This window comes from Amycolatopsis sp. NPDC000009 (genome assembly GCF_055563465.1).
On record NZ_JBVHDI010000003.1, the window covers coordinates 209,908 to 234,879 of the forward strand.

The window sequence follows — 24,972 nt, forward strand, 5'->3', positions numbered from 1 at the left end:
CGGTGACCAGACTCCGCAACACTGCGGCAGGTCAGGCCCTATCCGGCGCCGGAATGACGGCCTCTTGATGCCCCGATCGGGTGCCTTTACGACTTCTTGATGCTCGGTGACGTGCCCCACAGGCCGTGACGTACTGCGGACGGAGCGTGCAATTCGGGCAGACAAGCGACCTAAATCGTGTTACACCAGTGTTACGAATAGTTGTATGTGCTAACTAATCACCGGGAGGTAGCGATGTGCGGAATCGCAGGGTGGGTCTCCTATGACACGGACCTGACACAACGTCGCGAGGTCGTCGACGCGATGACCGCGACCATGGCGTGCCGCGGACCGGACGACTCGGGCACCTGGGTCCGGCCGAACGTGGCGCTGGGCCACCGGCGGCTGGCGATCATCGACCTGCCGGGCGGCAGGCAGCCGATGGCCGAGGCCGGGCTGGCCGCGATGGTCTACAGCGGTGAGGCGTACAACTTCACCGAGCTGCGCGAGGAACTTCTCAAACGTGGCCACAAATTCGAGACCGACAGCGACACCGAGGTCGTGCTCCACGGCTACCTGGAGTGGGGCGACGAGGTCGTCGACCACCTCAACGGCATGTACGCCTTCGCGATCTGGGACGAGCGCGACGAGAAGCTCGTGATGATCCGCGACCGCATGGGTATCAAGCCGTTCTACTACTACCCGACCTCCGACGGCGTCCTCTTCGGTTCCGAGCCGAAGGCGATCCTCGCGAATCCCTTGGCGCGCAAGGTGGTCGACACCGACGGCCTCCGCGAGCTGATGTCCATGACCAAGACGCCCGGCTGGTCGCTGTGGAAGGGTATGCACGAGGTCGGGCCGGGCACCATCGTCACGGTCGACCGCTCCGGGATCCGCACGCGGACGTACTGGAAGCTCGACGCGAAACAGCACACGGACGACCGGGAGACCACGGTCGAGCGGGTGCGCGAGCTGATGACCGACATCGTCCACCGCCAGCTGATCGCCGACGTGCCCCGCTGCGTCCTGCTCTCGGGCGGGCTCGACTCCAGTGCCGTCACCGGTCTCGCCGCCGCACGGCTGGCCGAACAGGGCGAGCGGCTGCGCACGTTCTCGGTCGATTTCCAGGGCCAGGAAGAGAACTTCAAACCGGACGAGGTGCGGGACACCCCGGACTCGCCCTTCATCCGCGACGTCGCGCAGCTGGTCGGCTCCGACCACAAGGACGTCGTGCTCAACCCGGCCGAACTCAGCGATCCCGAAGTCCGGCGCAAGGTGCTGGCCGCGCGGGACATCCCCGCCGGGCTCGGGGACATGGACACCTCGCTGTACCTGCTGTTCAAGGCGATCCGCGCGGAATCGACGGTGGCGCTGTCCGGTGAATCCGCCGACGAGGTCTTCGGCGGATACCGCTGGTTCCACGACGAAGCCGCGGTGAACTCGGGGACGTTCCCCTGGCTCGCCTTCCGGATGGGGCTCACGAGCGAGCGGGGCGCCCTCCTGCGCGGCGAGGTCCAGGAGAAGCTCGACCTGCCCGGCTACATCGCCGACCAGTACGCCACCGCCGTCGCCCAGGTCGAGCACCTCGACGGCGAAAGCGAGCAGGACCGCAAGATGCGCACGGTCTGCAACCTGCACCTGAGCCGCTTCGTGCGGATGCTGCTGGACCGCAAGGACCGGGCGTCGATGGCCGTCGGGCTCGAAGTGCGGGTGCCGTTCTGCGACCACCGCCTCGTCGAGTACGTCTACAACACGCCGTGGTCGCTGAAGACCTTCGACGGCAGGGAGAAGAGCCTGCTGCGGCACGCGACCGAACACGTGCTGCCGGCGTCGGTGCGGGACAGGGTCAAGAGCCCGTATCCGTCCACACAGGACCCCGGCTACGCGGCGGCGTTGCAGCAGCAGGCCAAGGAGGCTCTGACCGAACGGGACAACCCGGTGTTCGAGCTGGTGGACCGCGACTGGCTGCACCGGGTGTCCGAAGTGGACCCGGCCACGATGTCGTCGGCCCAGCGCTCCGGGATCGACCGGGCGCTGGACCTCTACCACTGGTTCGATCTGTACCGGCCCGAACTCCAGCTCGACTGAGGTCCTGGTCCGCCGCCGTCTCAGCGACGGCGGCGGACCGTGCCCCCTACCGCGGTGCCCCCGAGCACCGCGGTCGCGGCGAGCAGGATGCCCGCCTCGGTCCATTGGAACCGCCAGAACCGATCGGCGGGCTGGTAGACGGTGAAGTCCCGGTATCCCGCCGCCTGGGCGCACGCGTTCTTCCCCAACCCCAGCGGACAGCCGGGCACTTCATCCAGCGAACTCGTCTCGCGGCCGTCCGGCGTGACCCTGCCCAGCTTGACGATCAGCGCCCCCTTGGTCGCCGGATCCGCGCCGATCGTGCGCACCGGCTCGGCGTAATGCGGCCTCAGCACCAGCAGGGCGATCGAAGCCGCGAGGAACACCGCGACGGTGATCGCGATGGCGGGCAAGGTCTTGCGCACGAGTGCCCCGGCCGCCGCACCGAGCGTGAAGGCGAACAGCCACCAAGCGGCGGGCGCGATCCCCAGCGCGCCGAAGTAGGACGTCTCGGCGAAGGTTTCGGCCTTGCCGGGGAACATTTCCAGCCACTTGCCGAACATCTGGCCCGAAGTGAGCCCGGCGAGCAGCGCGCACCCGGCGAGAACGCCGAACTTGACGGCCAGCCAGTGTCCCCGGCCGACCGATTGGGTCCACGCGAGCTGGTGGGTGTTGCGCTCGTACTCCCTGGCCAACAGCGGTGCGCCCCAGAAGACACCCGCCAGCAAGGGAATGAACGGCACCAACACGACCAGCGGGTAGATCTTCTGGTAGAGATCCTCCAGCCCCGCGTCGTATTCACGGCACGGGACGCCGCCGCCGTGGCAGTACAAGGAGGTCTTGCCGTTCGCGGCGTCGGCGGCGATCTGTCCGGAAAGGAACAGGACCCCGCCGAGCACGGCAAGGAATCCCAGGGTGACGAGCAGCTGGGTTCGATGCTGCCGCCAGGTTAGCCAAAGCAAGAAGCTGTGCCTTTCTAGGAGCGACGGCGGATGGCGAAGGTCGCGGCGACGGCCAGCAGGAGCGAGACGCCCGTCAGGATCGCGGCTTCGGTCCATTGGAAACGCCAGTACCAGTCCGCGGGCAGGACCTTGAGCGCGGTGATCTCCCCGGCGGCGTCCCTGACCATTTCGACCACCCGGCCCACGGGTTCCGCGCCCAGCGCGACGACCCGGGGTTCCGCGTAGAGGTCACGGACGTCGCTCAGGCCGATCATCAAGCCCACCGACACCGCGATGGTGGCGGCGATGGCGGGCAGCGTCTTGCGGACGAGCGCGCCCGCGGCCGTGCCGAGCACGAACCCGAAGAGCCACCACGCTCCCGGCGCGACACCGGTCATCGCGAACAGGACCGGGTTGTCGAAGCGGCTGGTGAAGGCGGTGTCGCCGCGGTCGGTGGGGAAGACCGCCACCCACCGCTGCGTCATCGTGCCGAACGCGAGCCCGCCGAGGGTGGCGAGAACGGCGAGGAACCCCAGCTTCACGCCGAGCCAGTGGAACCGTGAGATCGACTGGGTCCAGGCGAGTTTCGTGGTGCCGCGTTCGAATTCGGCCGCGATCAGCGGGGCGCCCCAGAACACGCCGATCGCCACCGGGACGACCTGGAGCCAGGAGAGGTAGGTGTAGAGGTCCTTGAAGAGCTTCGCCGGGTCCGGGCTCGTCGCCGCGGCGTTGCCGTTGACCAGCAAGACGATCCCGACGGCGACGAGCAGACCGGCGGTGATCACCAGCTGCATGCGATGCTGACGGTAGGTGAGCCAGAGCATCGTTTCCCCCTTACGCCGAAGCCAGTGTCGGGCGAGGCAGGCTCGCGGATTCGGGCCGTCGCAGGTAGGCGAGCACCAGTTCCTCCAGGTTGGCCGGCCGCTCGGTCCACTGTGGACCCAGCGGGACCGGTTCGGTGCGGGCGAAGACGGTCGCCTGCCGCCCTGCCCTCGCCTCGTCCACGATCGCGACCCGCCTGGCCAGCGCGTCGGCCTCCTCGGCGGGGCCGACGAAGGTCCGGTGCCCGGCGACGAGTTCGTCGATGTCGCCGCTGACCTGGACGCGGCCGCCGTTGAGGACGATCAGCCAGTCGCAGGTGTTCTCCAGATCGGAGACGACATGGGACGAGAGCAGCACGGTCATCCCGGTCTCGGCGACCGCCTCCATCAGCCCGCGCATGACCTCGTGACGGGCCAGGGGGTCGAGGTTCGCGAGCGGTTCGTCGAGGACCAGGAGGTCCGGGCGTTTCGCGAGGGCGAGGGTGAGCGCGACCTGCGCGCGCTGCCCGCCGGAGAGCTTGCCGACCTTGTGCTTCAAGGGAAGCCCGAGCGCGTCGATGCGCTTGAGCGCGAACTCGTCGTCCCAGCCGGGGTTGAGACGCCTGCCGAACTTGAGCATCTCCGCGATGCTGAAGCCGGAGTACAACGGCTTGTCCTGCGCGAGAAAGGCGGCGGTGCCCCGGATCGAGACCGAGCCGAGGGTCGCGTCGAGCAGGCCGACGGCCAGGTGCAGGGAGGTCGTCTTGCCCGCGCCGTTGGGCCCGACCAGCGCGACGACACGGCCTTTCGGGACGGCGAGGGAACAGTCGCGCAGCGCCCACTTGCGGCGGTAGCGCTTGCCGAGTCCGGTCGCCTCGATGACGGATTCATCGGTCATGCCGTCCGCTCCCCTCGAAAGCCATCGACCACCACCGAGGTGAACAGCGCCTCGACGTCTTCCTGATCCAGCCCGGATTCCCGCGCGTCGCGGACCCAAGCCCCCAGGCTTTTCCGCAAGCGGGTGTGCTCCGCGAACGAAGCGCCTCCGAGCGTCTTCTTGACGAAGGTGCCGAGCCCCGGCTTCCCCTCGACGAGCCCTTCGCGCTCCAGCTCGCGATAGGCCTTGAGGACGGTGTTGGGGTTGATCGCCAGCTCGGCGACCACTTCCTTCGCCGTCGGCAGCCGGTCCCCCGGCTCCAGCAATCCCAGGCGCAGGGCGTTCTTGACCTGCTGGACGAGCTGGACGTACGTCGCGACGCCCGTGCCCTTGTCCAGGTGGAAGGTGACCACTGGCAACACCCTTTCACTAATTAAGTAGTGAAAGGGTGCAGGCAGACGGCGGCGCCTGTCAAGTGATCACGCGGAAAAGACGTGAAGGCCCCCTTGAAGGTCCATCCATGCCCCCACCGCCACCCTCAGCGGAGACGCTGCGCGCCACTGCATGGATTCAAGTCCCTCAAGGGGGGCCTTCACGGATAAACCCCAGCCCCAGTCAAGAAGAAGCGCCAGTTCGACGACACGGGGGAAGACGTCGAGCTGGCACTACCCCCAACCCCCACCGCCCTCAGATGGCGGTGCCTGTGCAAGTGAGGGTGCCCACCGTCGTACCGGAACCGAATGGGGGGGTCCTGCCCGTCTGGTTGGTTGGGCACGGTTCCGGCGACGGGTCCTCGGTGGACACGTCGGCAAGCATCGCGCCGTCCGGATGCAGGGCGCTTGCACTACGCTTGCAGGCTCTGACGAGGGTGAGCGGAGGTGGCCGGGTGGAGTTCCGCGTCCTCGGCGCCGTCGAGGCGTGGGCCAGTGACGGTCCGGTCGATCTCGGCTCACCCAAACAACGGCTGGTGCTGGCGGTTCTGCTGCTGGAGGCGGGCAAACCGGTCCCGCGCGACCGGATCATCGATCTGCTCTGGCCCGAAGAACCCCCGGCCAGCGCACGGAACACCGTTCAAGCGCTGGTGTCCAGGCTACGTGCGGTGTTCCGCGGCGCGGGCGGGCCGGAGATCGTCTCCGAGGGGACCCGGTACCTGCTCAAGGTCGACCCGCGTCGGGTCGACCTGCACCGCTTCACCGAGCTGACCGCGCAAGCCCGCGACGCCGACGACGAGACCGCCGTCGAGCTTTTGGACGAGGCGCTCGGCTTGTGGCGCGGCGAGGCGATGTCCGACGTGGTGAGCGGCGACGTCGCCCAGCGGCTCCGCGGCGGTATGCACGAAGCACGCTGGACGGCACTGGAGGATCGCGCCGAAGCGCAGCTGCGGCTAGGCCGCGGCAGGCAGGTCCTCGCGGAGCTGACCGAACTGGTCGCCGCGCATCCCCTGCGCCAGCGGTTCGTCGGGCAGCTCATGCTCGCGCTGCACCGCGAAGGCCGCACCGACGACGCTCTCGAGGCCTTCCGTGCCCTGCGGGACCGGCTCGGCGCCGAGCTGGGTCTCGACCCCTCTCCTGAACTGCGGCGACTGGAATCCGCCATCCTCGGCGCCGATCCCGCGCTGGAACCCGCGACCCGGCCCGAGCCGGTCCGCCCGGCTCAGCTGCCCCACGACGTCCGGGGGTTCGCCGGGCGGGCGGCCGAACTGGGACGGCTCGACGAGGCGGCCCATGCGGGCGGGGGCACCGATATCTGGGTCATCAGCGGCACCGCCGGAGTGGGCAAGACCGCGCTCGCGGTCCGCTGGGCGCACCGCGTCCGCGACTCGTTCCCCGACGGCCAGCTCTATCTCGACCTGCGCGGTTTCGACCCCGACCACGAACCGCTCACCCCGGCCGTCGCGCTCACCCAGCTCTTGCAGGCGCTCGGCACCGCGCCCAAGGCGATCCCGCCGGACACCGACACCCGGGCCGCGCTGCTCCGGTCCCTTCTCGCCGACCGCCGGGTGCTGCTGGTGCTCGACAACGTGCGCGACAGCGGCCAGGTGCTGCCGCTGCTGCCGCCTTCGGGCACCGTCCTGGTCACCAGCCGTCAACGGCTCGGTGACCTGATCGCCCGCACCGGCGCCCGCGCGCTCCCACTGTCCGTGCTGCCCGCCGAGGACGCGCGGAATCTGCTGGAAGCCGTACTCGGCAGCGAAACCGTCGCCGCCGAGGCCGTCGCCGCCGCGGAACTGGCGCGGCTGTGCGGGCATCTCCCGCTCGCCCTCCGGATCGCGGCGGCCAACCTCGGTGCCAGTGGCGAACCCGAGATCGCCGAGCTCGCCCGCGAGCTGGCAGGCGGTGACCCGCTGGCGGAGCTGACCGTCGACGGGGCCGAGGAAAGTGCCGTGACCACGGCGTTCGGCGTCTCCTACCGGGCACTCCCCGAGGAGCACCGGGAGCTGTTCCGCCGGCTCGCGCTCGTTCCGGGCCAGACGTTCACCGCTCCCGCCGCGCAGGCGCTCACCGGTGTTCCGCACGCGAAGGCGAACCAGCAACTCAAGGCGCTCGCGGCGGCGCATCTGGTCGAGCGCTACACCCCGGGGCGCTACCGGTTCCACGATCTTCTCCGCAGTTTCGCGGCGGGCCGCACGCTGTCCGAGGACTCGAAGGCCGAACGTGACGCCGCGGAGAGGCGGCTCTTCGAGAGCTATCTGAGCACCGCCGACGCCGCGGGCCGCGCGCTCATCCCGCACTTCCTGCGCCTGCCGCGCGAAGAACCGGCGGACAAACCCTTCGCCGACAGCGAAGAGGCGCTGGCCTGGCTGGACGCCGAATGGCCGAACCTCGCCGCCGCCGTCGAGCACAGTGCCGAGCACGGCCCACCCGAGTTCTCGTGGCATCTCGCCGACGCGCTCCGCGCCTTCTTCCACCAACGCGGGCATCACGCGGAATGGATCGACACGGCCTCGACCGCGCTCAAGGCCGCCCGCCGCAGCGGCGCCGGGCAGGCACAGGCCGCGATGCATCTGAGTATCGCGCTGGCCTGCGTCAACAGCGGCCGCTACGACGAAGCGCGCGAACACCTCACCAGCGCCCTGCGCGGCGATCTCCTGGACGACTGGGACGCCGGCCGCGCGGCCGTGCTCAACAATCTGAGCGCGGTGCACCAGCGTCTCGGCGACCCGCAGGAGGCGATCCGCTGCGGACTGGAATCCCTGCGGCTGTGCGAGGAATTGAACATGCCCGCCGTCTCGATGGCGCTGGCGAACCTCGGTTTCCCGTACTGGCAGACGGGTCAGCTCGACGAGGCGCTCACCAACTTCACCCGCGCCCTCGCGGTCTCCGAACGCGACGGCGCCCGGTTCAGCGTCGCGGTCCTGCTGGTCGACCTCGGCAACGTGCACCGCGACCTCGGCCTTCTCGACGACGCCTACGACTTCTACACCCGCGCGCTCGCGGCCAACCGCGAGCTGGGCTACACCTACGGCGAGGCGATGGCGCTGTCCGGCAGGGCCGTACTCGAAAGCAGGCGCGACCCGGGCGAGCAGAACCGCGCGGACGCGCTCGAAGCCGTCGAACTCACCCGGAAGATCGGCGACCGGGGCACCGAGGCATGGACGCTCGTCGGGCTCGGCGAGGTCTGCCTGCGGCTCGGCCTGCCCGAGGAAGCTGTGGAGCACTACCGGCTCGCGTTGTCCATCGCGCGGACGACCAGCTTCTTCTGGTGCGAGGCCGCCGCACGGACCGGGCTCGCGGAAACGCTGCTGGAACTGGGAAAGCTCGCGGAAGCCCGCACCCACGGCGAGCTGGCGCAGGAACTCGCCGCGCGCTCCGGCTACCGGCTCGTCGAGGAACGCGCGAAACTGATCTTGGACGAACTCTAGCTCTTCTTCCCGTACGACTTCACGCTGGCCGCGATCGCCGCCGCGACCGCTGCCAGGACACTGAAGACGATCATCAGCGCCATCGCGGTGCTGTCGCTGTCGTCGAAGCTGAAGAGCCACTTGACCTGACTGCCGAACGGCGTGCCCCCGACGAGCGGCATCCCCGCGAACACGGCCACCACGGAGAACACGCAAAATCCGAACAGGGTCCACGCACCGGGAATCCTGCGAGCGAACGTGAATCCCGCCGCGACCACCAGCACCACGGAGGCGACGGTGCCGCTGACGATGTTCTGCACCGTGATACCCGACAAGCCACCGTTCGCCTCGACGGCGACGAAGACGTTGTAGAGCGCGAACCAGACGAGCATGGCGGCGGCGAGCAACGCGAGGATGCCGGCCGTCACCGCTGCCGGCGCGTTGGCCCGCGGCTTGGGCCGCGCCGTGTGGCCCCACGGCGGAGGTCCGCTCGGCGTCGGCTGACCGTACTGCGGAAAGCCGGGCTGCGGTGGATTCGGCTGCATCCGCACTCCTCGCGCGTTCGGCGGCACGAACCGGCCGCCTGTCGTGGTTCGTGGTCACCGTAGCGATAGTCGGCTCGTGGTGGGCCGTTGATGGCAGGAAACGGCCTACGCGACGCGGTGAGGCCGCCCAGGTGACACAGTCGGCCCCGAGCCATGTCGCGAAAGCCACTTTCGCGACGTCGGATGTCCCGAAAGTGGCTTTCGGTTGTTCGGCTGAGGAAACTCGACCTTCGCACGTGGCACCGGGGCAAGCACTCGTGACTTCTTCGGGGTCGCTAGAGCCGACCGTGTCTCAGGGATGTACCGCCGGGTGCGCGAGTGGACGACACGCGTGACTGGATGGACGACACGCGTGATCAGACTGCCGACTCATTGCGAGCTCCGGCCACGCGCGTGTCGTCCGCCCAGTCACGCGTGTCGTCCATCTGATCACGCGTGTCGGCTGGTCAGACGCGGACCTCGTCGACGCGGACGGGGCGACGTTCGCGGCGCGAGACTTCGCACGCCTCGGCGATGTAGAACGCCTCCAGCGCGTCGGCCGCGCCGCACGGGCTCGCCGCGCGACCGGCGGCGACGTCGAGGAACGCCTTCAGTTCGCTGATGTACGCGGGGCGGAAGCGTTCCATGAACCCGGGGTAGGCCGGGCCGGGCAACGGCTGGACGCCGGGTTCCACCGAGGTCAGCGGCGCCCGGTCGTCCAGGCCCACCACGGCGTTGCCCGCCGAGCCGAGGACTTCCAGCCGGACGTCGTAGCCCGCGCCGTTGTAGCGCGTCAGCGAAACCACCGCCAGCGTTCCGTCGTCGAGCGTCAGCGTCGCGGCCGCGGTGTCGACGTCACCGGCGTCGACGAAGAACCGCTCGCCCTTGTTGGCGCCGACCGCGTAGACCTCGACGACCTCCCGGCCGCTCACGAACCGGACGACGTCGAAGTCGTGCACCCCGCAGTCGCGGAACAGGCCACCGGAGTGCGCGACGTACTCGGCGGGCGGCGGTGCCGGGTCGAGCGTGGTCGCGCGCAAGGTGTGCAGCCAGCCGAGTTCACCGGACGCCACCGCCGCCCTGGCCGCCGCGTAGCCCGCGTCGAACCTGCGCTGGAAACCGATCTGCACCGGCACGTCCGCACCGGAGATCTTGTCGATCACCGCGAGCGTTCCCGGGATGTCGGCGGCGACCGGCTTCTCGCAGAACACCGGGATACCCGCGTCCACGGCCCGGAGGATCAGCTCCGGGTGCGCGTCCGTCGCCGCGGCGATCACCAGACCGTCCAAAGAGGACGCGAAAAGCGCGGGGATGTCCGCCACCGCCTCGACGCCGAGCTTCGCCGCGGCGGCCTGGGCACGAGCGGCGTCGACGTCGGCGACGACCACGGAGGAAACCTCGTCGAAGCTCTTCAAGGTCTCGGCGTGCGAAGTGCCGATCCGGCCGGTGCCGGCGAGTCCCAACCTCATCTGGTTACCTTTCTGGAGCGGCGGTGGTCGAACGGACCACCAGCGACGGGTGCAGCAGATGCCGGACCGGTTCGGCGCGTTCGCCCCGGATCCGTTCGAGCAGTGCTTCGACGGCCAGCCTGCCCATTTCCGTGCGCGGCTGGTCCACAGTGGTCAGTGAGAGATGGCGCAGCGCGGCGAGCGAGGTGTTGTCGTAGCCGACCACCGAAACGTCTTCCGGCACGCGCAGGCCCACCTCTTCGAGAGCGGAGATCGCGCCGACGGCGTTGAAGTCGTTGCCCGCCACCAGCGCCGTCGGCATTCCGCCCATCGGCGGGTCGCCGAGCAGTTCGTGCACGGCCTTCTCCCCGGCGGTGTCCGTATGCTCGCTGTGCACGATGATCGGGTGCAGCCGATGCCGCCGCATGGCCTGCTGGTAACCCCGGCGCCGGGCCGCCGCACCGGCGGCGAGCCCACCGTCCAGATGGGCGATCCTTCGGTGGCCCAACGAAACCAGGTGATCGACCGCGAGCGCCGACCCGGCCTCGCCGTCGTCGTTCACGGTGTCCACGCCCGCGGCGCGCGAAGTACGTGACACCAGGACGACGGGACCTTGCGCGGCCGCCTCCTCGATCGCCGACGCGGGGACCACCGGCGACAGCAGGATCACCCCGGCGGGGCGGAAGGACAGCAGGCTCTTCAGCGCGGCACGCTCGCGCGCGGGACTGCGGCCACCGGTGTTGAGGATCAAATGGAACCCGGCCGCTTCGGCCGCCGCGTCCAGCCCCTCGACGACGTCGGCGAAGAACGCGTTGCGGAGGTCGGAAACCATCACGCCGAGGACGGTCGACGTCCGGCTCGCCAGCGACCTGGCCATCGCGTGCGGTTCGTAACCGAGTTCGTGGGCCGCGCACAACACACGCGTGCGCCGTTCGTCGGAGACGTTCGGCGCGTTCCGCATCACCAGCGACACGAGCGCACGGGACACCCCCGCCTTCGCGGCGACGTCCTCCATCGTCGGTCGCGCCATTTCCACCGCCCCCCGCTCTTCCGCCCCTGCCCTTGACTTTACTGTGACGGACGCTACATGATTGGAGCGCTCTAATCAATAGAGCGCTCTAACCCGATCACCCGGAGGCCGCCGATGACAGCCACGACACCCCGGATCCGAATCGCCGCAGCCCCGATCTCCTGGGGCGTCTGCGAAGTCCCCGGCTGGGGCCGCGTGCTCGACACGGAGACCGTACTGGGCGAGATGGCGGAACTGGGGGTGCGCGCCACCGAACTCGGACCGCCCGGGTACCTGCCGCGTGACCCGGCCGCGCTGCGTGAACTGCTGGGCGGGTACGAGCTCGAACTCGTCGGCGGTTTCCTCGCCGTGGTGCTGCACGAGAACCCCGAGGCCGCGCTGGCCGCGGCCGAGGAGTCGGCGGCGCTGTTCGCGGCCTGCGGCGGCGACGTGCTCGTGCTCGCCGCCGCCACCGGTCTCGACGGCTACGACGACCGGCCGAAGCTGAGCGGCGCCGAATGGACGACCCTCGTCGAAACCTCCGGCGCGATCAGCGAAATCGCCGCGCGCCACGGGCTTCGCACCGTGTTGCACCCGCACGTCGGGACACACGCGGAAACCGAGGAAGAGGTCGAGCGCTTCCTCGCCGATTCCGCTCTCCCGCTGTGTCTGGACACCGGGCATCTCCTGATCGGCGGGACCGATCCGGTCGCGCTGGCGAAGCGGTATCCCGGACGGGTCGGGCATCTGCATCTCAAGGACGTGCGCGGCGAGCTCGCCGAAGACGTCCGCGCCGGCAGGCTTCCCTATGCCGAAGCGGTGGGCAAAGGTCTGTATGTCCCCCTCGGCGACGGGGACGTCGACATCGAAACGATGGTCAGGTCCGTCCACGAGGCGGGCTACGACGGGTGGTACGTGCTCGAACAGGACACCGCGCTGAGCGAGGGGAGCCCGGAGGATCTGCCGAAGCGGGACGTGGCCAGGAGCCTGGCGCATCTCGACGGAATCGTCAGCCGGCTCCCGGCTGCCAGGTAACGGAAGAAGCGAGGAGAGACGACGATGTCCCATCGCTTGAAAGCGGCTTTGGTGGTCGTGGCGGGGCTGCTGCTCCTGTCCGCGTGCACCGGGCCGAAGGCCGAGGTGAAGCCCGTCGCGGGCGCGGGCCCGGAGACGGAACAGCCCAGCGGGCCGTTGCGGGTCGCGGTCATCTCGCACGGCACGGCGGGCGACGCGTTCTGGAACGTGGTCAAGAACGGCGCCGAGGAGGCGGGCAGGCAGCTCGACGTCCAGGTCGAGTACAACTCCGACGGAGACCCCGGCAACCAGGCCAAGCTGATCGACAACGCGGTCGCCCAGCGGGTCGGCGGGCTGGTGGTGTCGATGGCGAACCCGGAGGCGCTCAAGACCTCGATCGAGAACGCGGTCCGCGCCGGGATCCCGGTCATCACGATCAACTCCGGAGAGGACAAGAGCGCGGCCTACGGCGCGCTCACCCACGTCGGGCAGAACGAGACCATCGCCGGCGAGGAAGCCGGGAAGAAGTTCCGGGAACTCGGCAAGAAGAAGCTGCTCTGCGTGGTCCACGAAGCGGGCAACGTCGGGCAGGCGCAGCGGTGCGACGGCGCCAAGACCGGCTTCGCGGGCGACGTGCAGACCCTGCAGGTCGACATCAGCAACCCCACCGACGCCGAGTCCCGGATCAGGGGCGCGGTGCAGACCGACTCCTCACTCGACGCCGTTCTGACCCTGAACTCGCAGGTCGCGGCGCGGGCGGTGAGCGCGATCAAGGCGGTCGGCTCGCAGGCCCAGGTCGGCACGTTCGACCTCAACACCGACGTGGTCGGCGCGATCAAGGCGGGCGACGTGGTCTTCGCGGTCGACCAGCAGCAGTACGAGCAGGGCTATCTCCCGGTGCAGTTCCTCAAGCTCTACCGGGACAACGCGAACGTCGTCGGCGGCGGGAAGCCGGTGCTCACCGGGCCCGACCTGGTCGACAAATCCACTGTGGACACCGTCGGCAAGTACGTGCAAAGGGGCACGCGATGACCACCACCACGCTCGACGAACGGATCGCGAAACCCCGGCTGCTCGACCGGCTGGTCGTCCGCCCCGAGATCGGCGCGCTGCTCGGCGCCGTCGTCGTCTTCCTGTTCTTCACCCTCGTCACCGACCAGTTCTTCAGCGGCAGCGGCGTGGCGACCTGGCTGGACGACGCCTCGACGCTCGGCATCATGGCGGTCGCGGTGTCGCTGCTGATGATCGGCGGCGAGTTCGATCTCTCCGCCGGCGTCATGACGGCGTCCACCGCGCTGGTCACCGCGACACTGGCGACCCAGGCGGGTTGGAACGTCTGGCTCGCGTTGTTCGCGTCGCTGGTCTTCGCCCTCGCGGTGGGCGCGTTCAACGGCTGGCTGGTGATGCGCACCGGGCTGCCCAGTTTCATCGTCACCCTGGGCACCTTCCTGGCACTGCAGGGGCTCAACCTCGGGGTGACCCGCCTGGTCACCGGCACCGTCCAGGTGTCCGGGATGCGGTCGGCCGACGGCTACGAATCCGCCGGCTTCGTCTTCGCGTCCACAGTGGACATCGGCGGAACCGCGTTCCAGATCTCCATCGTCTGGTGGATCGGGTTCGCCGTGCTGGCGGCCTGGCTGCTGGTGCGGACCCGGTTCGGCAACTGGATCTTCGCCGTGGGCGGCTCCGCGCAGAGTTCGCGCGCGGTCGGGGTCCCGGTGGTGCGCACCAAGATCATGCTGTTCATGACCACCGCGCTCGCCGCGTGGCTGGTCGGCTCGATCAACATCCTGCGGTTCGCGAGCGTCCAGGCGAACCAGGGCATCGGGCTGGAGTTCCAGTACATCATCGCGGCCGTGATCGGCGGCTGCCTGCTCACCGGCGGGTTCGGTTCGGCGATCGGCGCCGCGATCGGCGCGCTGATCTTCGGGATGGCGCGGCAGGGCATCGTGTTCGCCCGCTGGGACAGCGACTGGTTCATGCTGTTCCTCGGGGTCATGCTGCTGTCCGCGGTCCTGGTCAACAACGCCTTCCGGCGGCGCGCGGAAAGGGTGCGGCGATGAGCCATCTCCTCGAGGTCAAGGAAGTCGGCAAGACCTACGGCAGCGTGATCGCGTTGCGCGACGTGTCCACCGTGGTCGACGCGGGTGAGGTGACCTGCGTGCTCGGCGACAACGGCGCCGGGAAGTCCACCCTGATCAAGATCCTCGCCGGGGTCCACCAGCACGACAGGGGCGAGTTCCTGGTCGAAGGCGAGCCGGTCAAGTTCGCTTCGCCCCGTGAGGCGCTCGATCGCGGCATCGCGACGGTGTACCAGGATCTGGCGGTCGTCCCGCTGATGAGCGTCTGGCGGAACTTCTTCCTCGGCTCCGAACCGACGGTCGGGTTCGGTCCGTTCCGCGCGCTCGACCGGAAGAAGGGCCGCGAGACGACCAAGAAGGCGTTGTCCGACATGGGCATCGACCTGCGTGACGTCGAGCAGCCGGTCGGCACGCTGTCCGGTGGCGAGCGGCAGTGCGTCGCCATCGCACGCGCCGTGTACTTCGGGGCGAAGGTCCTGATCCTCGACGAGCCGACCGCCGCGCTGGGTGTCAAGCAGGCGGGTGTCGTGCTCAAGTACGTCGCACAGGCCCGCGACCGCGGGCTCGGCGTCGTGCTGATCACGCACAACCCGCATCACGCGTACCCGGTGGCCGATCGCTTCCTGCTGCTCAAACGGGGCGCGTCGCTCGGCGCGTACGAGAAGTCCGAGATCGATCTGGCCGAGCTGACCCGGCAGATGGCGGGCGGCGCGGAACTGGAAGCCCTCGAACACGAATTGCGAGCCGCGGAGTCCCCTTCATGACCGCTCTCGAAGCATTGACCGTCGGCCGCGTCGGGGTGGACCTCTACCCCGAACAGAGCGGCGTGCCGCTGGCCGCGGTCAGCACCTTCGCCAAATCGCTCGGCGGCACCGCGACCAACGTCGCGGTCGCCGCCGCGCGGCTCGGCCGCTCGACGTCGGTGCTGACCAAGGTCGGCCCGGACGGCTTCGGCGAGTACGTGCGCCAGGCGCTGCGGGAGTTCGGCGTCTCCCCCGAGCACGTCGGCACGTCGGCCGGATTGCAGACGCCGGTGGTGTTCTGCTCGCTGGACCCGCCCGCGGATCCGCCGCTGCTGTTCTACCGGTCCCCCATCGCCCCGGACCTGACCATCACCGAGAAGGACGTGCCCTGGGACGTCGTGGAATCCGTTCCGCTGCTGTGGGTCACCGGCACCGGCGTCTCCGTCGAACCGGCGCGCGGTACTCAGCGCAGGATGCTCGAGCGGCGCGGACGCCGGTCGCACACCGTGCTGGACCTCGACTTCCGGCCGATGTTCTGGCCCGACACCGAAACGGCGCACGAAGAGATCGGCTGGATGCTCGACCACGTCACGGTCGCCGTCGGCAACCGCACCGAGGCGGAGGTCGCCGTCGGCACGGCGGACCCCGACGAGGCCGCGTCCCGGATGCTGGCCAGAGGTGTCGAGCTGGCGGTGATCAAGAAGGGTGCCGAAGGTGTCCTGGTGGCCACCGCCGAGGGCCGCTGGACGGTGCCGCCCCAGCGCGTCGAGGTCGTCTGCGGCCTCGGCGCCGGGGACGGTTTCGGTGGCGCGCTGATCCACGGTCTGCTGTCCGGCTGGGATCCGGTGCGCATCGCCACCTACGCCAACGTGGCGGGCGCGCTCGTCGCTTCCCGGCTCGCCTGCGCCGACGCCATGCCCACCGCCGACGAGATCGAGGAGTTGCTGTGAGCAAGCTGCACCGTCCACTCGGGACGCTTTCGGACGAGCGGGACCCGGTCCGGCTCACCCCGGACTCGGCGGGCTGGGACTACAGCGGCCTGCGGGTTCTCTCGTTGGCCGCCGGCGAGTCCAGGGTGGTGCGCACAGGCGAGTACGAAGCGTTCGTGCTGCCCCTGGCCGGTGCGTGCACCGTCCGGGTCGACGGACAGGTCTTCGCGCTCGCGGGGCGGGATTCCGTGTTCACCCGTGTCACGGATTTCGCCTATGTGCCAAGGGACGCCGAAGTCGAGCTGTCGACCGTCGCGGGAATCGAGGTCGCGCTGCCGATGGCCCGCTGCACCCGCCGTCTCGAACCACGCTACGGACCGGCCGAAGACGTGCCGGTGGAGGTACGCGGGGCGGGACAGGCGACCAGGCAGGTCACCAACTTCGGCGTGCCCGGTGTCTGGGACCACGCGGACAAGCTGAACGCCTGCGAGCTGATCACCCCCGGCGGCAACTGGTCGTCGTACCCGCCGCACAAACACGACGAGGCGTCCGACTGCGAGGTCGTCAACGAGGAGATCTACTACTTCCGCATCGCGGGCCGCGACGGCGTGACACCTTCGCGTGAGGGGTTCGGCCTGCACCGGACGTACACCGCCGACGGTGAACTGGACGAGGACGTCGCGGTCCGCGACGGTGACGTCTTCCTGATCCCGCGCGGCTACCACGGTCCTTGCGTCGCCGCGCCCGGCTATCCGATGTACTACCTGAACGTCCTGGCCGGGCCCGCCGGCGAACGGTCGATGGCCTTCTGCGACGACCCCGCGCACGGCTGGGTCCGCGAGACGTGGAACGACCAAGAGCTCGATCCGCGGTGCCCGGTCACGAGCCACGAAGGGCGAGTCTCATGAAGCTGACGACGGCACAGGCTCTCGTGCGCTGGCTGCTGGCGCAGCGGTCGGAGACCCTGGACGGGCGGGAAGTCCCGTTGTTCCCCGGGGTGTTCGCGATCTTCGGGCACGGCAACGTCCTCGGTCTCGGCACCGCGCTGGAAGAACACCGCGACGAACTCCCCGTGTGGCGGGGGCAGACCGAGCAGGGCATGGCGCTCGCGGCGGTCGGCTACGCCAAGGCGACGCACCGGCGGCAGGTCGGCGTGGTCACGTCGTCGATCGGGCCCGGCGCGCTGAACATGGTCACCGCGGCCGGCGTCGCGCACGCGAACCGGTTGCCGGTCCTGCTGCTCCCCGGGGACACCTTCACCAGCCGCGCCCCGGATCCGGTGTTGCAGCAGGTGGAGCATTTCGGCGATCCGACGGCCACGGTCAACGACGCCTTCCGCGCGGTGAGCCGGTACTTCGACCGGATCGTCCGGCCGGAGCAGTTGCTTTCGACACTGCCGCAGGTCGCCAGGGTGCTGACCGATCCGGCGGACGCGGGGCCGGTGACGCTGGCGCTACCCCAGGACGTCCAGGCGGAGACCTACGACTTCCCGGACGCGTTGTTCGAGCCGGTGACCCATCGCCCGCAGCGTCCGCGGCCCGACCGCCGGGCGCTCACCGAAGCGGCAGGCCTGCTCCGGGCGGCGCGGAAACCGTTGCTGGTGCTCGGCGGTGGCGTCCGGTATTCCGGCGCCGGCGCGCGTGCGCTCGCCTTCGCCGAACGGCACGGCATCCCGGTCACCGAAACCACGGCGGGGCGCACCCTGGTCCCGCACGGCCATCCGCTGCACGCGGGCCCGCTCGGGGTCACCGGCTCGGCCTCGGCGAACGTCCTGGCCGCCGAGGCGGACGTGGTGCTGGCCGTCGGCACCCGCCTGCAGGACTTCACCACGGCGTCCTGGACGGTGTTCTCCCCCGGCGTCCGGCTGATCACCCTGAACGCCGCCCGGTTCGACGCGGTCAAGCACGGTGCGCTGGCCGTCGTGGGCGACGCCGACGCGGGTCTCGTGGATCTGGCCACCCAGCTGGAGAACTGGCAGGCCGATCCACTGTGGACGGAGCGCGCCTCGGCGGAGCGCGCCCGCTGGGACGCGCATGTCGACACCCTGCGCGCCGCTTCCGGCGAGGTGCCGACGTACGCCCAGGTCGTCGGCGCGGTCAACGATCTCTCCGAACCGCAGGACTACGTGATGACCGCGTCCGGTGGGATGCCGGGCGAACTGATCGGCGGCTGGCGCGGGTCGGGCTCGATCAGCATGGACGTCGAGTACGGGTTCTCGTGCATGGGCTACGAACTGGCGGGCGCCTGGGGTGCGGCGATGGCACACGACGAGGGCCTCGTCACCACGATGCTCGGCGACGGTTCGTACCTGATGCTGAACTCCGAGCTGTTCTCGGCCGCCTTCGCCGGGCATCCCTTCGTGGCGGTGGTCTGCGACAACGACGGTTACGCGGTCATCGCCCGGCTGCAGCAGGGGCAGGGCGGCAAGCCGTTCAACAACTTCCTCGGCGACTGCCGGAGCGCGCACGCCACTCCCCCTCGGGTCGACTTCGCGCGGCATGCGGAATCGCTGGGGTGCGCGGTGTTCGCGGCGTCCACTGTGGACGAGGTGCGGTCGGCGTACGCGAAGGCTCGGGAAGCCGCGGTGGCCGAGCGCCGGCCGGCGGTGGTCGTGGTGCGCACCCAGCCGGACTCGTGGACCGAAGCCGGCGCCTGGTGGGAAGTCGGCGTTCCGGAGCACCTCGCGGGAAGGGAGGATATTGAGCGCGGGAAGGCGGCGCAGGTCCGGTACCTGACCGGCCGCATTTAGCGGGGTAAGGCAGACGTGTCGGGCTCGTGGGCGGGTCGCGGTGGGCTGAAGGCTCCCTTCGCCGAGTCCGATGCGGTGAAGGGAGCCTTCAGCCCTGGGTCGGGTGGGTCGTAAGTGGTACGCCCTCGGCGACCTCACCGCCCGAGCAGGCGCCGGATCTCGGTGACGGCCGCGCGGCCCGCCCGGTTCGCGCCGACGGTGCTGGCGGAGGGGCCGTAGCCGACGAGGTGCAGCCTCGGTTCGGCGACGACGCGGGTGCCGTCCATCCGGATGCCTCCGCCGGCCGCGCGCAGGCGCAGCGGCGCGAGATGGTCGATCGCGGCACGGAACCCGGTGGCCCACAGGATGACGTCGGCGGGCTCGAAGGTGCCGTCCGCCCACTCCACGCCGTCCGGCGTGATCCGCTGGAACATCGGCTGCCAGTCGAGGATCCCCGCGTCGAGGCCGGCGCGCACCTCCGGCGTCACCGCCAGGTCGGTCACGCTGACGACACTCTTCGGCGGCAGGCCCTCGCGGACGCGCCGATCGACTTTCGCGACGGCTTCCCTGCCCCAGTTCTCGTTGAACGGCTCGTCGCGCCACACCGGCGGGCGCCGGGTCACCCAGCGCGTCGAGCGCGCGAACGGCGCGATCTCCAGCAACAGCTGGACGGCCGACGCGCCACCGCCGACCACGACGACGCGTTTGCCGCGAAAGTCACCGGCACCGGTGTAGTCGGCGGTGTGCAACTGGCGGCCGCGGAAGGTTTCCTGCCCCGGGTAGTACGGCCAGAACGGGCGGTCCCAGGTTCCGGTCGCGCTGATCACCGCACGCGCGGCCCAGCTTTCGGCCGCGCTCGCCACCACCAGCCGATCGTCCTCGGCGCTCACCGACAGGACGTCGACGGGCCGATGGACCGGAAGGTCGTAGGTGCGCTCGAACCGGCCGAAGTACTCGGCGACGGCCTCCGCCGCGGGCTGTTTCGGATCCGGGGTGCCGAAGGACATGCCAGGAAGGTCGTAGACGCCGTGGACCTTCTCCATCACCAGCGAGGGCCAGCGGTACTGCCACGCGCCGCCGGGCCGTTTGCCGTGGTCGAGCACGACGAAGCCCGCCTCGTTGGCGAAGCCCGCGCGGCGCAGGTGATACGCCGCCGACAGACCGGCCTGCCCCGCCCCGATCACCGCCACGTCGACTTCGTGATCCGCCTTCATACCGGGTTCAACGGTTGGCGGAAGCCACTATTTCGTCCGGTGCGTCACAGCCCGCACGATCGCGACGACCAGGAGCACCCCGGTGAGCACCACCAGCACCGGCGCCACCCGTTTGACCACGGATTCGCCCGCGTACTCCATCAGGTCGATGGCTTCGCCCTCCGTCACCGGCTTGACCGCCTGCAACGGCGGGCGTTCCTGGGGTTTCTCAGGCTCGGGCGTGGCGGCGAGCTTGCCGGACAGGCACTCCGCGAACGAGTCGAGGATCTTGCCGCCGACCTCGGAGATCATCCCGCGCCCGAACTGGGCCGGTTTGCCGGTGACCGCCAGCTCCGTGGCGACGGCGCCATGGGTCACGCCGTCCTTCTCGGTCAGGGTGAGGGTCACCGTCGCCGACGCCGTGCCCGCCCCGCGGGCGTCCTTCCCGGCGGCCTTGATGACCACTTTCTTGGCTTCTGCGTCCTTTTCGATGAACTGGCCGGTTCCCTTGTAGAGCAGGGAGATCGGCCCGAGCTTGACCTTCACCGTGCCTTTGAAGGCGTCCCCGTCGACTTCGGTGACGGTGGCGCCCGGCATGCACGGCGCCACCCGTTCCGGATCGACGACGGCCTTCCAGACCTCGCCGACCGGGGCGGGAACGGTGAATTCGTGGTCGAGCCGCACGGGCCGACCTCCCTTCTGTCTAGGAGCCCGCGGCGGCGAGGACCGCCCGGCCGGTCAGCACCCGCGCGAGGTGCTGCCGGTATTCGACGTCGGAGTTGCCGTCGGCCGTGGGGTTCGTGCCCTCGGCCGCGCGTTCGGCGGCGCCGCGGATCGCCTCGGCGGTGGCCGCGCAGCCGATCAGCGCCTCCTCGACCCCGGCCGCCCGTACCGGGGTCGAGCCCATGTTGGTGAGCGCGACCCGCGCCTCCTCGATGGTGCCCGCCTCGGTGCGGACGCAGGCCGCGACCGCGACCATCGACCACGCCTGCGCGACCCGGTTGAACTTCTCGTAGTGGGCGTGCCAGCCGGTGTGCTTCGGCACCCGGACCTCGACCAGGAGTTCGTCCGCGGCGAGCGCGGTGGTGAACATGTCCTGGAAGAAGTCCGCCGCGGCGACCGTCCGCCGCCCGCCCGGCCCGGCGACGACGAGTTCGCAGCCGAGCGCGAGCACGGGGGCGAGCAGGTCACCGGCGGGATCGGCGTGCGCGATGGCGCCGCCGAACGTTCCCCGGTGGCGGATCTGCGGATCGGCCACCGTGTCGGTGGCGGCCTTGAGCAACGCGGCGTGCTCGGCGACCAGCGCGTCCCGCTGGACGTCGTAATGCGTGGTCATCGAGCCGATCACCAGCGCGTCGCCGTCCTCGCGGACACCGCGCAGCTCGGCGACCTTCCCGAGGTCGACCAGCGTGGTCGGCGTGGCGAGCCGCATCCGCAACACCGGCAGCAGGCTCTGCCCGCCCGCCAGCACCTTGGCGTCCTCACCGGCTTCGGCGAGCGCGCTGATCGCTTCGTCCACTGTGGACGGGGCGACGTAGTCGAACGGGGCCGGGATCACTGGGCACCTCCGGTGGCGTCGATCGAACCGAGACCGCCACCGGCTTCGGAGCCCAGCCCGCCCGCGGCGGCCGACCCGTGCTGGATGGCGTGCCAGACCCGCATCGGGGTCAACGGCATTTCGATGTCGTTCACCCCGAAGTGCCGGACGGCGTCGACCACGGCGTTGACCACCGCCGGGGTCGAGGCGATCGTGCCCGCCTCCCCGACTCCCTTGGCGCCCAACGGGTTCGTCGTCGACGGGGTCTCGGTGCGGTCGGTGGTGAAGCTGGGCAGATCCGCCGCCGACGGCAGCAGGTAGTCGGCGAAGGTCCCCGTGGTCAGCGTTCCGCCCTCGTCGTGGACGGCCTCCTCGAACAACGCCTGCGCGATGCCCTGCGCGAGCCCGCCGTGCACCTGGCCTTCGACGATCAGCGGATTGACCGCGACACCGACGTCGTCGACGCAGACGTAGGAGCGCAACCGCACTCGTCCGGTCTCGGTGTCGACCTCGGCCGCGCACAGATGCGTGCCGTGCGGGAACGAGAAGTTCTCCGGATCGAACGTGTCCGCCGAATCCAGCGACGGTTCGACCCCGTCCGGCAGGTTGTGCGCCGAGAACACGGCCCACGCGATGTCCTGGATGGACGTGGAGGAATCCGTGCCCTTGACCGAGAACTTGCCCGCCGAGAACTCGAGGTCGTCCTCGGAACACTCCATCAGATGCGCCGCGATCGGCTTGGCCTTGGCGAGGACCTTGTCCGCCGCCTTGACCACCGCGATCCCGCCGACCACCAGCGACCGGGAGCCGTAGGTGTCCATGCCCTTGTGCGAGGACTGGGTGTCACCGTGGATGACCTCGATGTCCTCGAACGGGACTCCGAGTTTGTCGGCGACGATCTGGCTCCACGCCGTCTCGTGCCCCTGGCCGTGCGCGGAGGCGCCGGTGATGACCTCGATCTTGCCGGTCGGCAGCACCCGGATCTCGGCGTGTTCCCAGCCGCCCGCGGCGTAGTCCAGCGAGCCGAGCACCCGCGACGGCGCGAGACCGCACATCTCGGTGAACGTCGAGATGCCGATGCCGAGCTGGACCGGGTCGCCCGATTCCCGCCGTTCCTTCTGCTCGCGGCGGAGGCCGTCGTAGTCGAAGAGTTCCTTGGCCTTGGCGGTCGCGGCCTCGTAATTACCCGAGTCGTAGGTCAGCCCGGCGATCGTGGTGAACGGGAACTCCTCGTGCTTGATCCAGTTCTTCTCCCGGATCTCCATCGGGTCCATGCCCAGTTCGACGGCGAGCTCGTCCATCATCCGCTCGATCCCGAACGTGGCCTCCGGCCGCCCTGCGCCGCGATAGGCGTCGGTGAGCGTGGTGTTGGTGAAGACGTTGGTGCAGGCGAAGTGGTACGCCGGGAACTTGTAGATCGCGTTGAACATGAACGCGCCGAGGATCGGCACGCCGGGGCCGACGAGGCCGAGATACGCGCCCATGTCGGCGAGCAGTTCGACCTTGAGGCCGGTCACCGTGCCGTCGCGGTTCGCGGTGATGGTGAGGTCCTGGATCTGGTCGCGGCCGTGGTGCGCGGCGACCATCGTCTCCGAACGGGACTCGGTCCACTTCACCGGTTTGCCGAGCCGCTGGGCGATGAGCGTCGACATCATCTCTTCGGGCAGCACGGCGATCTTGCCGCCGAACCCGCCGCCGACGTCGGGCGCGATCACCCGCACCTTGTGCTCGGGAAGCCCGAGCGTGGCCGCGGTCATCGTCTTGAGGATGTGCGGGACCTGGGTGGCCGACCACATGACCAGCTGGTTGCCCGTCGGGTCGACGACGCACGCCCGCGGTTCCATGAACGCCGGCACCAGCCGCTGCTGACGGAACCGCCGTTTGAGCACGACCTCGGAGTTCGAGATCGCGTCTTCGACGCTGGAACCCGTTCCCGCGTCGGCGGAATCGAAGACCCAGACCGCGTTCTGGTTGGTGCCGAGATCCTCGTGCACCAGCGGCGCGCCCTCGGCGAGCGCGTTCTCCAGGCCGAGGACGACCGGCAGTTCGTCGTAGTCGACGTCGATCTTTTCGAGGGCGTCGTGCGCTTCGGCCGAGGTGCGGGCGACGACCACCGCGACCCCCTCACCGGCGAAGTTCACCGTGTCCGAGGCGAGGATGGGCCGCCTCGGCGACTTCATGTCCGGCGTGATCGGCCACGCGCACGGCATGCCGATGGCGCTCTCGGGGTCGAGGTCCTTCCCGGTGAAGACCGCGACCACACCGGGTGCGGATTTCGCCTCGGCCACGTCGATCGAGACGATCTTGGCGTGCGCGAAGGGGCTGCGGAGCACCGCGAGGTGCAGCATGCCGGGCAGGGTCAGGTTGTCGGTCCACCGGGTCCTGCCGGTGATCAGGCGCTCGTCCTCCTTGCGGCGACGGGACTTGCCCACCTCCGGTTCGATCGTGGAGGTCATCACTCACCACCCGCGCCGACACGGGAAGCGGTGTCCGAAGCGAGCCGCTCGGCTTCGGGGCCGGCGCCGGGCCGCATCTCGTGGGCGGCGTCGCGCACCGCCCGGACGATGTTCTGGTAACCCGTGCAGCGGCACAGGTTGCCTTCGAGTCCTTCGCGGACCGCCTTCTCGTCCGGATCGGGATTGTCGGCGAGCAGGTCGATCGACTGCATGATCATGCCGGGAGTGCAGAAACCGCACTGGAGCGCGTGATTCTCGTGGAAGGCCTTCTGCACCGGATGCAGTTCGCCGTCGCGGGCGAGTCCCTCGATCGTGGTGACCTCGCAGCCGTCGGCCTGGACCGCGAGTACCGAACAGGATTTCACGCTGTGCCCGTCGAGGTGGACGGTGCAGGCGCCGCAGTTGCTGGTGTCGCAGCCGACGACGGTGCCCACCTTCCCGAGCCGTTCGCGCAGATGGTGCACGAGGAGGGTGCGGGGCTCGACTTCGTCGGTGTAGCTGGTGCCGTCGACGGTGACGGTGATGCGCATCAGGCCTCCAAAAGCAAGAGAAACCCCGCGCTGGTCCGGGGTCGTTCGGGAGCGGCCGGTCATTCGGTTGTCACGGACCGACCCCGGAGCGACCGTGATCGGACTCACAGTCGAGCGTGCTACTTAGGTCCTGCCAGAGCAACCCCCACCAGGGGGTGACTCGCGAACGGTTCCGCGGATGCGGTTGCATAGATGGAAAAGCCGTGCAGATGCGGGGGAAGCGCGAGTGTCCTTTCGGTACAGCCTCGTGAGTGGCAAGGACGGTTCTAACCGTC

Annotated in this window: 21 protein-coding genes; 9 read left to right on the forward strand and 12 right to left on the reverse strand. The window is 69.7% G+C overall.

The genetic code is table 11. The features are described from left to right. Positions 1-234: 234 nt before the first annotated feature. The gene (gene asnB / locus ACZ3HL_RS10865) at positions 235-2,067 is read left to right on the forward strand and encodes an asparagine synthase (glutamine-hydrolyzing) (RefSeq protein ID WP_465530286.1); all 1,833 of its coding nucleotides are present in this window, start codon (positions 235-237) and stop codon (positions 2,065-2,067) included. Between the two features lie 20 nt (positions 2,068-2,087). Here the strand turns inward: asnB and ACZ3HL_RS10870 are convergent, their stop codons facing one another. Genes ACZ3HL_RS10870 through ACZ3HL_RS10885 form a run of 4 tightly spaced genes read right to left on the reverse strand, consistent with a single transcriptional unit; the run spans position 2,088 to position 5,077 of the window. Next, positions 2,088-3,008 (reverse strand): ABC transporter permease, encoded by a 921-nt coding sequence (locus ACZ3HL_RS10870; protein WP_465530288.1) that lies wholly within the window; start codon positions 3,006-3,008, stop codon positions 2,088-2,090. A gap of 14 nt (positions 3,009-3,022) precedes the next feature. After that, on the reverse strand, positions 3,023-3,811 hold the full coding sequence (locus ACZ3HL_RS10875) for an ABC transporter permease (protein WP_465530290.1): 789 nt from the start codon (positions 3,809-3,811) through the stop codon (positions 3,023-3,025). A gap of 10 nt (positions 3,812-3,821) precedes the next feature. Further along, complete coding sequence (locus ACZ3HL_RS10880) at positions 3,822-4,685, reverse strand: ABC transporter ATP-binding protein (protein WP_465530292.1); 864 nt, start codon at positions 4,683-4,685, stop codon at positions 3,822-3,824. Further along, positions 4,682-5,077, reverse strand: coding sequence for a GntR family transcriptional regulator (locus ACZ3HL_RS10885; protein WP_465530294.1), 396 nt, complete (start codon positions 5,075-5,077; stop codon positions 4,682-4,684). The genes ACZ3HL_RS10880 and ACZ3HL_RS10885 overlap by 4 nt, the downstream gene beginning before the upstream one ends. Before the next feature lie 473 nt (positions 5,078-5,550). On the opposite strand from ACZ3HL_RS10885, the gene ACZ3HL_RS10890 reads away from it, so the two are divergent. Next, positions 5,551-8,526, forward strand: coding sequence for an AfsR/SARP family transcriptional regulator (locus ACZ3HL_RS10890; RefSeq protein WP_465530296.1), 2,976 nt, complete (start codon positions 5,551-5,553; stop codon positions 8,524-8,526). On the opposite strand, the gene ACZ3HL_RS10895 is transcribed toward ACZ3HL_RS10890, so the two are convergent. The 3 genes from ACZ3HL_RS10895 to ACZ3HL_RS10905 form a co-directional block, all read right to left on the reverse strand. After that, entirely contained in the window at positions 8,523-9,050 is a 528-nt protein-coding gene (locus ACZ3HL_RS10895) for a hypothetical protein (protein ID WP_465530298.1), read from the reverse strand. The two genes, ACZ3HL_RS10890 and ACZ3HL_RS10895, sit on opposite strands and share 4 nt — an antisense overlap. 446 nt (positions 9,051-9,496) lie before the next feature. After that, positions 9,497-10,498: a Gfo/Idh/MocA family protein gene (locus ACZ3HL_RS10900; RefSeq protein ID WP_465530300.1), complete on the reverse strand. Its 1,002-nt coding sequence runs from the start codon at positions 10,496-10,498 to the stop codon at positions 9,497-9,499. A 4-nt stretch (positions 10,499-10,502) separates the two neighbouring features. Further along, on the reverse strand, positions 10,503-11,507 hold the full coding sequence (locus tag ACZ3HL_RS10905; RefSeq protein ID WP_465413541.1) for a LacI family DNA-binding transcriptional regulator: 1,005 nt from the start codon (positions 11,505-11,507) through the stop codon (positions 10,503-10,505). A gap of 114 nt (positions 11,508-11,621) precedes the next feature. On the opposite strand from ACZ3HL_RS10905, the gene ACZ3HL_RS10910 reads away from it, so the two are divergent. Genes ACZ3HL_RS10910 through iolD form a run of 7 tightly spaced genes read left to right on the forward strand, consistent with a single transcriptional unit; the run spans position 11,622 to position 19,002 of the window. Then, positions 11,622-12,521 carry a sugar phosphate isomerase/epimerase family protein gene (locus tag ACZ3HL_RS10910; RefSeq protein ID WP_465413543.1) on the forward strand — a complete coding sequence of 300 codons (900 nt, stop codon included), beginning with the start codon at positions 11,622-11,624 and terminating at the stop codon, positions 12,519-12,521. 24 nt (positions 12,522-12,545) lie between these two features. Further along, a complete protein-coding gene (locus tag ACZ3HL_RS10915) occupies positions 12,546-13,532 on the forward strand; it encodes a sugar ABC transporter substrate-binding protein (protein WP_465530302.1) in 987 nt (328 codons plus the stop codon). Continuing rightward, positions 13,529-14,563: an ABC transporter permease gene (locus ACZ3HL_RS10920; RefSeq protein WP_465530304.1), complete on the forward strand. Its 1,035-nt coding sequence runs from the start codon at positions 13,529-13,531 to the stop codon at positions 14,561-14,563. The genes ACZ3HL_RS10915 and ACZ3HL_RS10920 overlap by 4 nt, the downstream gene beginning before the upstream one ends. Then, entirely contained in the window at positions 14,560-15,345 is a 786-nt protein-coding gene (locus ACZ3HL_RS10925) for an ATP-binding cassette domain-containing protein (RefSeq protein WP_465530306.1), read from the forward strand. The genes ACZ3HL_RS10920 and ACZ3HL_RS10925 overlap by 4 nt, the downstream gene beginning before the upstream one ends. Then, positions 15,342-16,274: a 5-dehydro-2-deoxygluconokinase gene (gene iolC, locus ACZ3HL_RS10930; protein ID WP_465530308.1), complete on the forward strand. Its 933-nt coding sequence runs from the start codon at positions 15,342-15,344 to the stop codon at positions 16,272-16,274. Before ACZ3HL_RS10925 ends, iolC begins: the two co-directional genes overlap by 4 nt. Next, positions 16,271-17,161 (forward strand): 5-deoxy-glucuronate isomerase, encoded by an 891-nt coding sequence (gene iolB, locus ACZ3HL_RS10935; RefSeq protein WP_465413554.1) that lies wholly within the window; start codon positions 16,271-16,273, stop codon positions 17,159-17,161. Before iolC ends, iolB begins: the two co-directional genes overlap by 4 nt. Further along, a complete protein-coding gene (iolD, locus tag ACZ3HL_RS10940) occupies positions 17,158-19,002 on the forward strand; it encodes a 3D-(3,5/4)-trihydroxycyclohexane-1,2-dione acylhydrolase (decyclizing) (protein ID WP_465530310.1) in 1,845 nt (614 codons plus the stop codon). The genes iolB and iolD overlap by 4 nt, the downstream gene beginning before the upstream one ends. Positions 19,003-19,136: 134 nt before the next feature. Here iolD and ACZ3HL_RS10945 read toward each other — a convergent pair whose 3' ends face one another. From ACZ3HL_RS10945 to ACZ3HL_RS10965, 5 genes are read right to left on the reverse strand one after another with little or no spacing between them, the layout of a single operon-like run. Further along, complete coding sequence (locus ACZ3HL_RS10945; RefSeq protein WP_465530312.1) at positions 19,137-20,195, reverse strand: NAD(P)-binding domain-containing protein; 1,059 nt, start codon at positions 20,193-20,195, stop codon at positions 19,137-19,139. 27 nt (positions 20,196-20,222) lie between these two features. Further along, positions 20,223-20,858, reverse strand: coding sequence for an SRPBCC family protein (locus tag ACZ3HL_RS10950; RefSeq protein ID WP_465530314.1), 636 nt, complete (start codon positions 20,856-20,858; stop codon positions 20,223-20,225). Positions 20,859-20,877: 19 nt separating this feature from the next. Next, complete coding sequence (locus ACZ3HL_RS10955) at positions 20,878-21,732, reverse strand: FAD binding domain-containing protein (RefSeq protein WP_465530316.1); 855 nt, start codon at positions 21,730-21,732, stop codon at positions 20,878-20,880. Then, positions 21,729-24,167, reverse strand: coding sequence for a xanthine dehydrogenase family protein molybdopterin-binding subunit (locus tag ACZ3HL_RS10960; protein WP_465530318.1), 2,439 nt, complete (start codon positions 24,165-24,167; stop codon positions 21,729-21,731). Before ACZ3HL_RS10960 ends, ACZ3HL_RS10955 begins: the two co-directional genes overlap by 4 nt. Then, complete coding sequence (locus ACZ3HL_RS10965) at positions 24,167-24,697, reverse strand: (2Fe-2S)-binding protein (protein ID WP_465530320.1); 531 nt, start codon at positions 24,695-24,697, stop codon at positions 24,167-24,169. Before ACZ3HL_RS10965 ends, ACZ3HL_RS10960 begins: the two co-directional genes overlap by 1 nt. Positions 24,698-24,972 lie beyond the last annotated feature (275 nt).

Excerpts from the sequence above, each read along its gene's own strand:
- asnB (WP_465530286.1), top strand. The coding sequence starts at position 235 with ATGTGCGGAATCGCAGGGTGGGTCTCCTATGACACGGACCTGACACAA.
- ACZ3HL_RS10875 (WP_465530290.1), bottom strand. The coding sequence starts at position 3,811 with ATGCTCTGGCTCACCTACCGTCAGCATCGCATGCAGCTGGTGATCACC.
- ACZ3HL_RS10880 (WP_465530292.1), bottom strand. The coding sequence starts at position 4,685 with ATGACCGATGAATCCGTCATCGAGGCGACCGGACTCGGCAAGCGCTAC.
- ACZ3HL_RS10895 (WP_465530298.1), bottom strand. The coding sequence starts at position 9,050 with ATGCAGCCGAATCCACCGCAGCCCGGCTTTCCGCAGTACGGTCAGCCG.
- ACZ3HL_RS10900 (WP_465530300.1), bottom strand. The coding sequence starts at position 10,498 with ATGAGGTTGGGACTCGCCGGCACCGGCCGGATCGGCACTTCGCACGCC.
- ACZ3HL_RS10905 (WP_465413541.1), bottom strand. The coding sequence starts at position 11,507 with ATGGCGCGACCGACGATGGAGGACGTCGCCGCGAAGGCGGGGGTGTCC.
- ACZ3HL_RS10910 (WP_465413543.1), top strand. The coding sequence starts at position 11,622 with ATGACAGCCACGACACCCCGGATCCGAATCGCCGCAGCCCCGATCTCC.
- ACZ3HL_RS10915 (WP_465530302.1), top strand. The coding sequence starts at position 12,546 with ATGTCCCATCGCTTGAAAGCGGCTTTGGTGGTCGTGGCGGGGCTGCTG.
- ACZ3HL_RS10920 (WP_465530304.1), top strand. The coding sequence starts at position 13,529 with ATGACCACCACCACGCTCGACGAACGGATCGCGAAACCCCGGCTGCTC.
- ACZ3HL_RS10925 (WP_465530306.1), top strand. The coding sequence starts at position 14,560 with ATGAGCCATCTCCTCGAGGTCAAGGAAGTCGGCAAGACCTACGGCAGC.
- iolC (WP_465530308.1), top strand. The coding sequence starts at position 15,342 with ATGACCGCTCTCGAAGCATTGACCGTCGGCCGCGTCGGGGTGGACCTC.
- iolD (WP_465530310.1), top strand. The coding sequence starts at position 17,158 with ATGAAGCTGACGACGGCACAGGCTCTCGTGCGCTGGCTGCTGGCGCAG.
- ACZ3HL_RS10945 (WP_465530312.1), bottom strand. The coding sequence starts at position 20,195 with ATGAAGGCGGATCACGAAGTCGACGTGGCGGTGATCGGGGCGGGGCAG.
- ACZ3HL_RS10960 (WP_465530318.1), bottom strand. The coding sequence starts at position 24,167 with ATGACCTCCACGATCGAACCGGAGGTGGGCAAGTCCCGTCGCCGCAAG.
- ACZ3HL_RS10965 (WP_465530320.1), bottom strand. The coding sequence starts at position 24,697 with ATGCGCATCACCGTCACCGTCGACGGCACCAGCTACACCGACGAAGTC.